At 73.1% G+C, this 13,512-nt stretch carries 12 protein-coding genes and 1 pseudogene; 7 read left to right on the top strand and 6 right to left on the bottom strand.

Annotation, left to right across the window (positions count from 1 at the left end; all coding sequences use genetic code 11):
- Positions 1-141 precede the first annotated feature (141 nt).
- Complete coding sequence (locus ACFQGU_RS15200; RefSeq protein ID WP_386768107.1) at positions 142-789, top strand: IclR family transcriptional regulator; 648 nt, start codon at positions 142-144, stop codon at positions 787-789.
- A 57-nt stretch (positions 790-846) separates the two neighbouring features.
- Here ACFQGU_RS15200 and ACFQGU_RS15195 read toward each other — a convergent pair whose 3' ends face one another.
- A complete protein-coding gene (locus ACFQGU_RS15195; protein WP_386768105.1) occupies positions 847-2,211 on the bottom strand; it encodes a D-alanyl-D-alanine carboxypeptidase/D-alanyl-D-alanine-endopeptidase in 1,365 nt (454 codons plus the stop codon).
- Positions 2,212-2,360: 149 nt separating this feature from the next.
- A complete protein-coding gene (locus ACFQGU_RS15190) occupies positions 2,361-2,861 on the bottom strand; it encodes an Lrp/AsnC family transcriptional regulator (RefSeq protein ID WP_386768103.1) in 501 nt (166 codons plus the stop codon).
- A gap of 196 nt (positions 2,862-3,057) precedes the next feature.
- On the opposite strand from ACFQGU_RS15190, the gene ACFQGU_RS15185 reads away from it, so the two are divergent.
- The 3 genes from ACFQGU_RS15185 (at position 3,058) to ACFQGU_RS15175 (ending at position 6,583) form a co-directional block, all read left to right on the top strand.
- Positions 3,058-3,873 (top strand): RDD family protein, encoded by an 816-nt coding sequence (locus ACFQGU_RS15185; RefSeq protein WP_386768101.1) that lies wholly within the window; start codon positions 3,058-3,060, stop codon positions 3,871-3,873.
- Positions 3,874-3,938: 65 nt separating this feature from the next.
- Positions 3,939-5,333, top strand: a complete 1,395-nt coding sequence (locus ACFQGU_RS15180) for a GH1 family beta-glucosidase (RefSeq protein ID WP_386768099.1) — start codon at positions 3,939-3,941, stop codon at positions 5,331-5,333.
- Positions 5,330-6,583 (top strand): MFS transporter, encoded by a 1,254-nt coding sequence (locus ACFQGU_RS15175; RefSeq protein WP_386768097.1) that lies wholly within the window; start codon positions 5,330-5,332, stop codon positions 6,581-6,583. Before ACFQGU_RS15180 ends, ACFQGU_RS15175 begins: the two co-directional genes overlap by 4 nt.
- A gap of 3 nt (positions 6,584-6,586) precedes the next feature.
- Here ACFQGU_RS15175 and ACFQGU_RS15170 read toward each other — a convergent pair whose 3' ends face one another.
- Complete coding sequence (locus ACFQGU_RS15170) at positions 6,587-7,174, bottom strand: GNAT family N-acetyltransferase (RefSeq protein WP_386768095.1); 588 nt, start codon at positions 7,172-7,174, stop codon at positions 6,587-6,589.
- Between the two features lies 1 nt (position 7,175).
- Entirely contained in the window at positions 7,176-7,979 is an 804-nt protein-coding gene (locus ACFQGU_RS15165; RefSeq protein ID WP_386768093.1) for a hypothetical protein, read from the bottom strand.
- A 306-nt stretch (positions 7,980-8,285) separates the two neighbouring features.
- Between ACFQGU_RS15165 and ACFQGU_RS15160 the strand changes: the two genes are divergently transcribed.
- Positions 8,286-10,139 carry a glycosyl hydrolase family 18 protein gene (locus tag ACFQGU_RS15160; protein WP_386768091.1) on the top strand — a complete coding sequence of 618 codons (1,854 nt, stop codon included), beginning with the start codon at positions 8,286-8,288 and terminating at the stop codon, positions 10,137-10,139.
- A gap of 18 nt (positions 10,140-10,157) precedes the next feature.
- Here the strand turns inward: ACFQGU_RS15160 and ACFQGU_RS15155 are convergent, their stop codons facing one another.
- Positions 10,158-11,780, bottom strand: a complete 1,623-nt coding sequence (locus tag ACFQGU_RS15155; RefSeq protein ID WP_386768315.1) for an aminotransferase class V-fold PLP-dependent enzyme — start codon at positions 11,778-11,780, stop codon at positions 10,158-10,160.
- A gap of 167 nt (positions 11,781-11,947) precedes the next feature.
- Between ACFQGU_RS15155 and clpS the strand changes: the two genes are divergently transcribed.
- Together clpS and ACFQGU_RS15145 are read left to right on the top strand one after the other, a co-directional pair.
- Positions 11,948-12,238: an ATP-dependent Clp protease adapter ClpS gene (gene clpS / locus ACFQGU_RS15150; RefSeq protein ID WP_386768089.1), complete on the top strand. Its 291-nt coding sequence runs from the start codon at positions 11,948-11,950 to the stop codon at positions 12,236-12,238.
- A 1-nt stretch (position 12,239) separates the two neighbouring features.
- Positions 12,240-12,833 carry a DUF2017 domain-containing protein gene (locus ACFQGU_RS15145; protein WP_386768087.1) on the top strand — a complete coding sequence of 198 codons (594 nt, stop codon included), beginning with the start codon at positions 12,240-12,242 and terminating at the stop codon, positions 12,831-12,833.
- On the opposite strand, the pseudogene ACFQGU_RS15140 reads toward ACFQGU_RS15145, so the two are convergent.
- Positions 12,793-13,512, bottom strand: a pseudogene (locus ACFQGU_RS15140) (beta-carotene 15,15'-dioxygenase, Brp/Blh family); the annotation flags it as partial. The gene ACFQGU_RS15145 and the pseudogene ACFQGU_RS15140 sit on opposite strands and share 41 nt — an antisense overlap.

The following is a 13,512-nucleotide window of genomic DNA, read 5'->3' as shown; positions in this document are numbered from 1 at the left end:
GAACCGGCCCGACCTGGGGCAGAGTGGTCAACAGACCGGTCGCCCGGCCGGACTGCCGAGGAGGGTGCGCCACGCGCCTTCCGGCACCGAGCACACGGGTCCTCACGAGGGACCACGAGCAGAGGGACCGAGGTGGATCGCGTGGTCGCAGAGACCAGCCAGACCCTCGATCGAGGGCTGTCAGTCCTGGAACTGCTGTCCGACGCGTCGGACGGCCTCACCGTCACCGAGATCGCCGCACGGCTCGGCGTCTCGCGCACCGTCGTCTACCGCCTGGTGGTCACGCTCGAGCAGCACGCGCTGCTGCGGCGCGGCACCGACGGCCGCTGCCGGCTCGGCATGGCCGTGCTGGCGCTCGCGCGGCAGGTGCAGCCCGTCCTGCGGGAGGCCGCCCTCCCGGCGCTGCGCCGGCTGTCGGACTCCGTGGGTGCCACCGCGCACCTCACGGTGGTCGACGGGTCCGACGCGCTCGCCGTGGCGGTCGTGGAGCCCACCCGCTCGGACTTCCACGTCGCCTACCGCGTCGGTGCGCGCCATGCGCTCGACCGCGGTGCCGGCGGGAAGGCCGTGCTCGCCGCACGGGCGACCGGTGGTCGCCCGTTCGAGCCCGGCTGGGTCGTGTCCACCGGCGAGCTCCAGCCGGGCGCCGTCGGTGTGGCGGCCCCGCTGCTCGGCGTCGCCGGCATCGAGGCGTCGGTCGGCGTGCTCGCGCTCGGAGACCTCGTGCTCGACGACGTCGGCCCCAAGGTGCTGCGCGCCGCCGGCGAGGTCGCGCGCGCGCTGCGCTGACCCGCTCGGGGTGCCGGAGAGGGACCGCGAGGTGCCTCTCCGGCACCCAGTCCGGGATCAGTAGCAGCCGGTCGCGGTCGCCGCGACGCGGTCGACGCTCTGCCGCACGGTGAGCTTGGGATACGTCTCCCCGGAACGGTGCACCAGCACGGCGAACGTCTTCAACCTGCCGTCGCTGCCCCGCGCGTAGCCGGCGAGGCCGATCGTGTCGAACAGCGTCCCCGTCTTGGCGAACACGTCGCCGCGCGCGCAGCTCGTCGGCGACGTCGTGAAGCGGCCGTTCGCCGCCTTGAGCGTGCCGCTGACGCCGCCGACGGGCAGCCAGCCCCGCAGCGGGGCGAGCTCGGGGTGCACGGGGGACTGCGCCACCCGCAGCAGCTGCACGAGGCCGCGCGCGGTGAGCCGGTCGGTGCGGGAGACCCCGCTGCCGTCGTCGAACACCCAGCCGGTGGTGTCGATCCCGAGACCGTTCAGCGTCGAGCGCGCGGTCGAGCGGGCCGCCGTCCACGAGCCGGCTCCGGTCGCCGCCACGGCGCTGTTGCGCAGCATCATCTCGGCGACGTCGTTGTCGGACACGAGCAGCATGAGCCTCAGCGCGGAGGCGCTGGTGTTGCCGGCGAACCGGGCGATCACGGGCGCGCCGTCGGCCGCCGCCATCTTCCCCGAGTACGCCGCCGACACGGCGAGATCGGGGCGCGCGGCCAGCGCGGCCTTCAGCTCCACCGCGAGCCGCGCGGCGAAGTACGTGCCGACGTCCTTGGCCGAGTCCCAGCTGTTGCGCAGGTCGCGGATCAGCGGCCGCACCGGGGCGACGACGTACGGGAGGTAGTGCGAGGGCCAGCCGACCGCGGGGGTGGGCACGGGGTAGAGCGTGTCGTCGACCTTGACCGTGACCCGGAACGTCGTCGCCGAGCCGGCCGCCGGCGCGCGCGGCACCAGTGCCCTCGCCGTGCTGCGGGCGAGGGCGGACACCTGCGCGCTGGTGAGCATCGGGTCGCCGCCGCCCTGCAGCACGACCTCGGTGGCGCGTCGTCCGTCGAGCACGGTCGTGGGGAAGCGGGTGGTCGTGCCGAGGGTCGCGAGCGAGGTGACGGCGGTCAGCAGCTTGGTGGTGGAGGCGCCGCGCATCGGGGTGGTGGAGTGCGCGGCGTACGCGACCTCTCCGGTGCCGGCGTCGCTCACGAGGATGCCGGGAGCGGGCCCGAGCGCCCGCGCCGCCGCGACCCTGGCCGGGAGCAGGGCGGCCATGCGGGTCTGCGCCGCGACGTAGGCGTCGTACCCGTCGAGCGGCACCGACGACGTCGGGGGGGTCGTGGCGCCGGAGTCCGGCGGCACCTCGGCGTTGGCGGGGAGCGCTCCGAGGAGGAGGGCCGCGAGTGCCGCAGCGCTCACCGCGACCGGGGCGACGAGTCGACGGGTCACGGGCGGGGCTCCTCGGTGCGGGACGGCGGCGGTACGGCGACCACCGTACGAGGGTGCAGCACGCCGACGGCGCACGACAGGCCCGACCGGCCCATCGTCGTCCGCTCAGCCGGGAGACGGGGTGCGGTCGCCCCCCGTTCCGGACGCGGTCAGCGGTCGACAGCTCCGGCGTGCTCGTCGCCCGCGGCTGCGAGCAGCAGGGGCAGGACGCGGTGCGGCACCTGGGTGGCGAGCGCGATGGCGGTCGACGTGCGGCCGATCCCGTCGGTGGCCACGACCTGGTCGATCACGCGCTGGAGGTCGGCGTTCGACCGGGCGACGACCCGGGCGAGGAGGTCGCCGCCGCCGGTGATCGTGTGCACCTCGATCACCTCGGGGATCGCGGCGAGACGCGCGCCGATCTCGTCGTGGCCGGTCTGGGCGATCTCGAGCGTGACGAAGGCGGTGACGGGGAAGCCGAGCGCGGCGGCGTCGAGGTCGGGCCCCCAGCCGGTGACGACGCCCCGCGAGGCGAGCTTGTCGAGCCGGGCCTGCACCGTGCCGCGGGCGATGCGCAGCCGCCTGCTGGCCTCGAGCACCCCCACCCGCGGCTCCGCGGCGAAGAGCGCGAGGATCGCGGCGTCGATCCTGTCGACCGCGGTCTCGGGCATTGCGACCACCCCCTGCCGTGCGCGCTGGACGATCTGACCACCGGAGCGCTGCTCACGGTAGCCGCGCAGAACAGGTTGTGACGCGCGGCTGGACGAGGCTGCCGGTGTGAACGCCGTCACGGAAGGCCAGGCTCACCGAACTCGGCCGGGCGGTCCGGTGCGCCGGCCGTGCTCGGGCAGCGCCTACGCTCACGCCATGGCGATGACGCCGGGCTGGTACCCCGACCCCTTCTCGAGCGCCGGCTACGTGCGCTGGTGGGACGGCGCCCGCTGGGGCGCCTCGGTGCTGCTGCCCGAGGGCACGCCCCCGCCGGTGCCGGGCCAGCCCGTCGCGCTGCCGCCGCCGGGCTCGGCCCCGGCTGCCGCCCCGCGGCAGCAGGCGGCACCCCCCGCACCGGTCCCGCCGCCGGGCGGCTACCCGCCCCCGCCCGCGGGCTGGGCCCCTCCGCCCGCCCCGCCGTACGGTGCTCCCGCACCGGGTCGCTACGGCGCACCCGCGGAGGCGCCGTACGAGATCGCGTCGTACGGCTCGCGCGTCATGGCGAAGATCATCGACTCGTTCATCGAGGGCATCGTGCTCGTGCCCGTGGCGCTCTGGCTCCTCTGGCCGGCGCTCACCCGCTACCTCGATGCGGTGGGCGCCGACGGCATGCCCACCGCCGAGGCCGTGCAGCAGTGGGTCACCGACGTCGCCGGGGTCTCGCTGGTCCTGAACGTGGTCACCCTGCTCGTGACGTTCGTCTACGAGGTGCCGCAGAACGTGCGCTGGGGGCGGACGCTCGGCAAGAGGGCGCTCGGCATCCGCGTCCGCCCGCGCGACCTCGACAGCGTCGGCCTCACCTGGGGCACGGCGAGCATCCGCTGGGCCGTGGAGAGCGGCGGCGCGGCGCTCGTCGGCGGCTTCTTCACGATCATCGACTACCTGTGGCCGCTCTGGGACAAGCCGTGGCGGCAGACCATCCACGACAAGGCCGCCAGGACCACGGTCGTGCCGCACCGTCGGCAGCCGTGAACGGCATCGGCTGACACCTCGCCGTAGAGCCCGCATCCGCGCGGCCGGCGTGGCAGGGTGCCGCCATGACGACGCTGTGGTCGCCGGGCGAGCCCGGCACGCTGTCGGACGGCCGGACCCGCGACCGTTTCGGAGCCGGCTTCCTCTGGGGGACGGCGACGGCGTCGTACCAGATCGAGGGGTCACCGGACGCGGACGGCAAGGGCCCGTCGATCTGGGACACGTTCGCGCACACGCCGGGCAAGATCCTCGACGGCAGCACCGGCGACGTCGCCTGCGACCACTACCGGCGCATGCCCGACGACGTCGCGCTCATGGCCGGTCTCGGCGTCAACGCGTACCGCTTCTCGATCTCCTGGCCGCGCATCGAGCCCGAGGACGGTGCGGTCGAGATGCGCGGCGTCGCGTTCTACGACCGGCTCGTCGACGAGCTGCTGGCGCACGGCATCGCGCCCGTCGTGACGCTGTACCACTGGGACCTGCCGCAGTGGGCCGAGGACCTCGGCGGCTGGCTCGAGCGCGACACCGCTCAGCGCTTCGCCGACCACGCGGAGTGGATGGTGGAGAACCTCGGCGATCGCGTGCACACGTGGATCACGCTGAACGAGCCCGTGGTGGCCTCGACCTTCGGCTACGGGTTCGGCACCCACGCGCCCGGCAAGGTGCTGATGTTCGACTCGTTCACGGCCACGCACCACCTGCTGCTCGGTCACGGCCTCGCCGTGCAGGCGATGCGGGCTGCCGCAGACGGCGATCTCCGCATCGGCATCACGCACAACCTGTCGCCGGTCCACCCTGAGACCGACTCGGACGCCGACCGCGCCGCTGCGGCGTCGCTCGACGCGATCCAGAACCGGATCTACATGGACTCCGTGCTGCTGGGGGAGTACCCCGATCCGGAGGTCGTCGGCATCCCGGTCGACCGCTCGTGCGTCTCGCACGGCGATCTCGCGGTCATCGCCGAGCCGATCGACGTCCTCGGCATCAACTACTACAACCCCACGCTCGTCTCGGCACCCGCCGAGGGCAACCCGCTGCCGTTCGAGCTCAAGCAGTTCCCGTCCGAGGACGTCACCGACATGGGCTGGCCGGTCGTCCCCGACGGCCTGCGCGAGGTGCTCGTGCAGCAGCAGGAGCGGTACGGCGACGCGCTGCCGCCGGTGATGGTGACCGAGAACGGCGTCGCCTACCCCGACACGCTCGAGGACGGCGACGTCCCGCGGGTGGACGACCCGCGCCGGGTGCAGTACCTCCGCGAGCACATCGCCGCGGTCGGGCGGGCGGCCGACGAGGGCGTGGACGTGCAGGGCTACTTCGTGTGGTCCTTCCTCGACAACTTCGAGTGGGCCGAGGGCTATCGCCCGAGGTTCGGTCTCGTGTACACCGACTACGCGACGCAGCGGCGGGTGCCGAAGACGTCGTACACCTGGTTCCAGTCGTTCCTGGGAGGTCGTTCGTGAGCGTGGAGGACAAGGCGCCGTCGGCGCTCGCGGAGCCGACGCGGCAGATCGGCACGCGCTACGTGCTGCCCGTCGTGCTCGCGAACCTCGGCATCATGCTGGCGTTCTACACGCCGATCCAGAACCTGCTGCCCCGTCTCGCGGAGGAGGTGGCGGGATCGGGTGGCAAGGAGAACGCGTTCGCCTGGATCGCCGGCGTCGGCGCGTTCATGTCGATCGTCGCCAACCCGGCGGCGGGCGCGCTCTCGGACCGCACGCTGTCGCGCTTCGGGCGGCGCAGGACCTGGGTGCTCTGGGGCTCGGTGCTGGGCGCGCTCGCCATCTGTGCGCTCGCCTTCCAGTCGACCGTGATCGGGCTGGCCGTCGTGTGGGGCGTGTGCCAGGCGACGATCAACTCGGCCTACGCCGGGCTCACCGCGACGATCCCCGACCAGGTGCCGGTGCGGCAGCGCGGGCTCGTGTCGGGCTGGGTCGGTCTGGCGCAGACCGTGGGCATCGTCCTCGGCGTCGCGCTCGTGTCGTTCATCGTGACGGGACTGGACGCCGGGATCTTCCTGACGGCCGGTCTCCTCGTGATCCTCGTGCTGCCGTTCGTGCTGCGCATCAAGGACACCCCGCTGCAGCCGCACGAGCGTCCGCCGTTCGAGCTCGGCCCGTTCCTGCGCGGCTTCTGGGTGAGCCCCCGCGAGTACCCCGACTTCGCCTGGGCGTGGATCACCCGCTTCCTCATGATGCTCGGCAACGCCATGGCCACGCTCTACCTGCTGTTCTGGCTGCAGGACGAGGTGAAGGTCGACGACGCCGCCGCGAGCCAGACCATCCTCATCGGGCTGTACGCGCTCGGGACGATCGTCACCGCCGTGATCGCCGGCCGGATCAGCGACCGCGACGGCAGGCGCAAGATCTACGTCATCCTCGCCACGATGGTGATGGCCGTCTCCGCCGTGCTGCTCGCGTTCTTCCCGGTGTTCAACGTCGCGATGGTCGCGGCGCTGATCCTGGGCCTCGGCTACGGCATGTACCTCGCGGTCGACCAGGCGCTCGTCACGCAGGTGCTGCCGGCCGCCGTCGACCGCGGCCGCGACCTCGGCGTCATCAACATCGCCAACGCAGCACCGCAGGTCGTGGCCCCCGTGATCGCGGCGCCGATCGTGACGAGCGGGCTCGGCTACACCGGCCTCTACGTGCTCACCGCCGTCGTCACGCTGCTCTCGGCCGTGCTCGTCACCCGCATCAAGTCGGTGCCGTAGGCGTCAGGCCGGCGGCCGCACCTCGGGGCGCGGGTCGGTGGCGAGGATCGCGTGCAGGTGCTCGTCGTGCCGCAGGCCGTCGCCGTACCGGTAGCTCTGCCTCGTCGTGCCCTCGAGCGCGTAGCCGCAGCGCAGCGCCATCCGGCACGACGCCTCGTTCTCGACAGCATGGAAGAGCTCGATGCGGAAGAGACCGAGCGTGTCCAGGGCGTACGTCGTCGCCGCGTCGAGGACGGCCGTGCCGATCCCGCGCCCGCGTCCGCGCGGCGTCAGCCAGTAGCCGACCTCGCCCGTGCCGCTTTCGTGGTCGAGGTGGTGCAGCGAGACCTGGCCGATCACCGTGCCGTCGTGGTCGCGCACGACCCAGGACGCGTGCTGCGACGTCCAGGTGGCGCGGTCCGCGATCCACAGCGGCGCGCGCTCCTCGGCCGTGATCTCGCCGCCGCCGGCCGGGTTCCAGGTGGCGACGTCGGGGTCGTGGAACGCCGCGACCACGTCCGCGGTGTCGGACGCCGCCGGCACGTCGAGGCGGTACGGCCCCACCTGGAGGGGGACCGGCGCGACGGCGTCGGTGAGATCGGGCTCGGTCATCTCAGGCCTCCGCCTCGGCGAGCAGCCCGAGCGACACGAGGTGCGCGAGGGTGCCGCCCGCGTCGCTGCTGCCGATCGACGTGAGGCGACGTCGGACCGCGCGGGGGTCGGCGTCCGCGAGCACCGCCAGGGCGACTGCGGGGTCGTCGGCGAGCAGCACCGCGGCGACATGCGCCGGCTCACGCCCGTCGAGTGCTGCGGCGGTCGCTGCCAGCAGCCCGGGGAACGCCGAGGCGGCCGCGCCCACCACGGCGAACGACACCCCGCGGCGGACGCACGCCACGACGAACTCCGCGACGTGCTCGGCGCTCGGACCGCGCGAGGTGAGGGCGAGCAGCGCCTGCTCGGCGCCGTCCTCGGCGAGCACGTCGAGCGCCTGCTCCCACCCGGGGGCGGCCGGCACGCCGACGGCGGCCGGCAGGGCGAAGTCGAGCGAGTCGAGGGTGAGCCGGGCGGAGTCGCCGAGCGGGCCGTCGGTGGGGAGCGTGAGGTGCAGACCGAGGAGCGCGACGCGGTCGTCGTCGAGCAGAACGGCGCGCGCCTCGGCCGCCTCGACGAGGCCCCGATCGGCCACCAGGACGAGGTCGACCGGCTCGGACGCGCGGTCGGCGTCGAGGGCGTCGAGCAGCCCCGCCATACGGCTGACCGGCACCACGAGCGGGCCGAGGGCGGCCGCGCGGCGCGACCGGTGCAGGGTGCGATGCGCCGAGACCGAGGCGGGCACGTCGGCGCCCGCGAGGTCGGCCACGAGGCCGTCCACGAGGGCCGCGGCACGGCCCGGGTCGAGGGCGGGAGTCGTCGTCATGCGCGGCACGCTAGTCGCCGCCGCCCCTCGCTGGCGCACGCGTACCCGGGGAGCGCGCCGGGCACCGTCGGACGGCGCCGGCCCGATGATTCCGGGTAGCGGACACCCGGGTGGGCCGGCACGACAGGGGCGGCGAGGGTGGAGCCGGAACGCGGACGGGTGCGTGACGCCTGAGAATCGGGACTCTTAGGGTCATTCCGGGCACCTGAGCGGCCCAGGACGTCAAGTCGCCAGCAGGTGGCGACGATGGACTCAGTAGGCAGCACGTCGCGGACCTCGCCGCACCACGACCAGGGAGACCACCACATGCGCCGTCGCAGCACCGGCACCCGCCGCCTCGCGACCCTGCTCGCGTCCGCCCTCGGGGTGGGCCTCCTCGGCCTCGCCGTGCCCGCCACCACCGCGACCGCCGCCGATGCGCCGCCGCGCCCGATCGTGACCGGCTGGGGCTACTTCGGCTCCGCCACGAGCGCCAGCACCCGCGCGGCCGTCGCCAACGCCGACCTGATGCCCGAGGTGTCGCCGTTCTGGTACGTCGCGCAGGACCTGGTGTCGCCCACCGTCAACGAGGCCAGGCCCTGCCCGGCCTGCTCGCCGTACGCCGCCAACAAGGCCGCTGTCCTGACGGCGTTGCGCGACGCCGGCGTGAAGGTGCTGCCCAGCATCACCGACGGCATGACGACGAAGACCACACCCCTGCAGATGGCCCAGGTGCTCGACGACCCCACCCGCCGCGCCGCCCTCGTCTCGAGCATCGTGGCGCTCGTCCAGGCCAACGACTACGACGGCATCGACCTCGACTTCGAGGGCTTCGCGTTCTACGACGCGGTGACGACCTGGGACACCACGCGCCCCGACTGGGTCACGTTCATCGGTCAGCTCTCCGCAGCGCTGCATGCGCGCGGCAAGCTGCTCTCGGTCACCACGCCGCCGATCTACACCGACAACCGCACCCAGACCTCGGGCACGAAATGGAACGACGGCTACTGGGTCTACGACTGGGCCGGCATCGCCGACAAGGTCGACCGCCTGCGCATCATGGCGTACGACTACTCGGTGTCCGGTGGTCCGATCGCGCCGCTGCCGTGGGTCGAGCGGATCGTGCAGCATGCCGTCTCCGTCGTGCCGTCGGGCAAGGTGCAGATCGGCGTCCCGGCGTACGGGCGCAACGCGACGGTGAAGGTGAACGGCGTCTCGAAGGTCGTGGGCACCTGCCCGACCAACACGCCGGCGAACTACCGGGACACGCTGTCGTTCACCGCGGCAGCCGCCGGCACCGCGATCCCGAGCGCGGACTACATCTCGGACACGATCAACCGGTCCGCGGCCGTGCGCACCTGGAGCGAGACCAACGCCGAGTGGCAGTTCACCTACCAGGTCCGCTACAAGGGCACGACCTCCGGCGGCGCCGCCACGAGCTGCCTGGTCTACCGCACCGGGTGGTACGACAACGCGGCGTCCGCGCTCGCCCGCGCGAAGCTCGTCGAGAAGTACCGCCTGCGCGGGATCGCGCAGTGGAACCTCGACGGCGCCGCTCCCGCGCAGTGGTCGTCGCTGCGGGACTACGCGCGCACCCTCGCGCCTTCGGCCACGAAGGTCGGGGTGTACGTGCCGTCCACGACGACGTACGGCACGACGGCCACGGTCGCGGCGCGGGCGACCTCTGACGGTGTCGCCGTGCAGGGCGCGCGGGCCGTGCTCTACGCCCGCACGGCCGGCACGTCGACCTGGAGCCTCGTGACGTCCGCGACCACAGGGTCCGACGGCCGCGTCGCGCTGCAGCACAAGGTGACGGCGTCCACGCAGTACAAGGTCAACGTCGCCGGCGCCTGGGACCGCAACACGGGGACGGCGTCGGACTCCACGAGCGTGCGCACCGCCATCACCCTCGACCTCAGCGCGCTCGGGGTGCAGTCCGGGAAGACCGTGACGGCGAACGTCGCGCTGAAGCCGTGGATCAAGGGCCAGACGGTCAAGCGCCAGGTGCTCGTCGGTTCGACCTGGACGACGGTCGCCACCGCCGCGGCCGACCGCTACGGCAAGGCGACGTTCCGCTGGGCGCCGACCACGAAGGGCAAGACCTACCAGTACCGCATCTACGCCGTCGGCAGCGGATCGGTGCGCGGCGCCTACGCGTACTTCGCCATCAAGGTCGGCTGACCGCCGGGATCCGCCAGGTCAGGTGAGGCACTCGGCGGGGAGCTCGAACCAGCGGAGGTGCTCGAAGTCCGGGCTCACGCGCGTGACGTCGACGTCCTCGCCCGGCTCGGGAAGCGACTCCATGAGGTCGTGCGCCTCGGCGAGGTAGCGGCGCAGGTCCGACTCGGGAGCGCGGTCGTCGTGCCGCGGGTAGGTCAGCTCGCCGTCGACGTAGGCGAGCTGCGAGAGGCGCAACGGCGGCTCGACGGTGCCGTCCTTGTGCCGCCAGCGACCGGACGCGACGTCGAAGCGGTACTGCGGCACGAGCTTCCAGCCGTGGTCGGCCACCATCGCGACCGCCTGCACGACGTACTGGAACACCTCGTCGCTCACGAAGTAGTTGAAGTTCACCCGCACCCAGCCGGGCTTGATGCCCTCGCACCCGTGGGTGATCTCGCGCTCGAACTCGTGGCTCTTCTCGAGGTCGATCCCGAGCAGCCGGTGGCCGTACGGCCCGGCGCACGAGCAGCCGCCGCGGCTCTGGATGCCGAACAGGTCGTTGAGCAGCGCCACGACGAAGTTGTGGTGGAGGTAGCGGCCGCCGGGGCGGCGCACGGTGAACGACACGATCGAGAGCCGCTCTGCGTCGAGGTTGCCGAGGATGTCGATGGTCGGGTGCGCGCTCCATGCGGCCACGGCGCGGCGCAGGAAGTCGTCCTCGTGCGCCCGGATGATGTCGGTGCCCACGTTGCGCTTGAGGTCGAAGACCAGGCCGGCACGGATCGACTCGACGATCGCCGGCGTTCCGGCCTCCTCCCGGTGCACGGCGTCCGCCAGGTACACGTGCTCGGCCGGGTTCACGTACGCCACGGTGCCGCCGCCGACGACTACGGGGACCGAGTTGGTGAGCAGGTCGCGCCGGATCGCGAGGACACCGGGGGTGCCGGGGCCGCCCACGAACTTGTGCGGCGACAGGACGATGGCGTCCTTGCGCGTGAGCGGGTCGACGTGGTCGCCCTGCATGTCGATGTCGAGGTACGGCCCGGCGGCGGCGTAGTCCCAGAACGACAGCGCCCCGTGCTCGTGCAGCAGTCGGGCGATGCCGTCGACGTCGGTCATGATCCCGGTGACGTTCGACGCCGCGCTGAACGAGCCGATCTTCAGCGGGCGGTCGGCGTACGCCGCGAGCTCGGCGCGCAGCCGCTCGACGTCGATGTGGCCGTCGGCGTCCTCGGGGATCGTGACGACGTCGGCGATCGACTCGCGCCACGGGAGCTCGTTGCTGTGGTGCTCGAACGGGCCGATGAACACGACCGGACGCTCGTCGCGCGGGATCTGCGCCGAGAAGCCGTGCTCGCGGTCGAGGTCGGCGGGGATGCGCAGGTTGAGGATGCCGACCAGCTTGTCGATCGCCCCGGTCGTGCCCGAGCCCGTGAAGATGACGACGGCGTCGTCGCCGCAGCCGAGCGCGTCGTGCACGATCGCGCGGGCGTCCTCGCGCAGCCGGGTGGTCTGCAGACCCGTGCCGCTGCTCTCGGTGTGCGTGTTGGCGTAGCGGGGGAGCACCTCGCAGCGGATGAAGTCCTCGAGGAAGTCCAGGGCGCGGCCGGACGCCGTGTAGTCGGCGTACGTGACACGGCGCGGACCGAACGGCCCCTGCATCACGGTGTCGTCGCCGATGACGCCCTGGCGGATGCGCGCCAGGAGCGGCGGCTCGGGGAGGGACGGGTCCCGCGGGGGGACGGGGAGCGGCTGTCCGGTCACGGGGCGAGCGTACGCGCGTGGTGCCGCGCACACCCGCCGCCGCGTGCCCGTGCGACGATGACGCCGTGGGAGTCGCACCGGTCGAGCTCGATCGGCCGGAGTCCGAGAGCATCACCGCTCCGGACCGGCCGTGGATCACGCTCGTCTGGAACGACCCGGTCAACCTCATGTCGTACGTGACGTACGTGTTCATGGAGTACTTCGGCTACTCCAAGGAGAAGGCGCAGAAGCTCATGTGGGACGTGCACCACGAGGGCCGCGCGGTGGTCTCGAACGGCACCCGCGAGGAGATGGAGATCGACGTCGCGGCGATGCACTCCTACGGGCTCTGGGCCACCCTGCAGAAGGACGACTGACGTGGCCGTGCACGGCTTCCGGCGTACTGCCACGGGCAAGCTGGTCCTGAAGGTCGACGACGTCGAGCGCGGGCTCCTGGCCACGCTCGTCAGCCAGGTCCTCGAGCTCGTCTCGCCCGAGGACGACCCCTGGGGCGCCGACGCCGACCCGCTCGCCCGGATGGTCGGCATCGACCCCGACGCCGAGCGCCCCGACGACCCCGCCCTCGCGCGGCTTCTGCCCGACGCCTACGCCGACGACGACGAGGCCAGCTCGGAGTTCCGACGCTTCACCGAGCGGTCGCTGCGCGAGACCAAGATGAACCATGCCGCGACGGTGCTGCGTGCTCTGGCCGAGGCCGACCGCAAGGTCGTCGTGCCGGACGACGAGATCGCGTCCTGGATGGGTGCGCTCAACGACCTGCGCCTCGCCCTCGGCGCACGGCTCGGGCTCACCGAGGACAACCACGAGGGCTTCTACGACCTCGACGAGGACGACCCCGGGTTCGTGCACGTGCACGTCTACGACTGGCTGACGTTCCTGCAGGAGACGCTCGTCCAGGCCGTCACGGGCCTCACGTCCGAGCCTCCGCCGGGCTGGGACGAGCAGGACTGACGCCTGCGCTGCGTCGTCGCCGGTCGAAGGCGCCGACCACCACCATGTGCGGCACGGTGAGCCCCCAGACCGCGGCGAGCGCGAACCACAGGACCCGGGTGGACGTCGTCGCCCCGGAGCCGACCGCGGCCCCGACCACCGCCAGCGTGCCCACGAGCGATGGCAGGCCGTCGCGGAGGACGGTGCGCAGGCGCACCCTGTCGATCCGCGACCGGTCGTCCAGCGCCAGCCGCAGCGTGTGCCGGGCGGCGTGCCAGGCCGAGAAGTAGACCGCGAAGGCGAGCAGCGGCGTCACGGTGAGAGCCAGCAGCACGAGCAGCGCTACCTCGCCTGCCGGGGCGACTCGGCGCCCCCGCAGCAGTACGGCGACCGCGGTGGCGGCCAGGACGAGCACGGCCACGCGTACGCCGAGCAGCAGGCCCGGCGCCGTGACGGCCGAGAGCCGGGGCTCCAGCCCCACCAGGGTGGCGGTCGCGGCGGGCGAGGTCAGCGGCAGCAGCACCGGCACCGACCCGGCGGCGAGCACGTGGACCAGTCGCGTCCCGCGGCCGCGCCGGGGCGAGCCCGCCAGCTCGTCCGCGAGAGCGACGTCACCCGTGCCGAAGTGCCACACCGACATCGCCAGCACGACGATGAACGCCGGCGCCGGGGCGAGGACGACGGCAGCCGCAGCCGTCGC

Source organism: Longivirga aurantiaca (assembly GCF_042660085.1).
Lineage (GTDB): Bacteria > Actinomycetota > Actinomycetes > S36-B12 > CAIYMF01 > Longivirga > Longivirga aurantiaca.
This window is presented reverse-complemented; position numbering and strand designations above follow the sequence as displayed.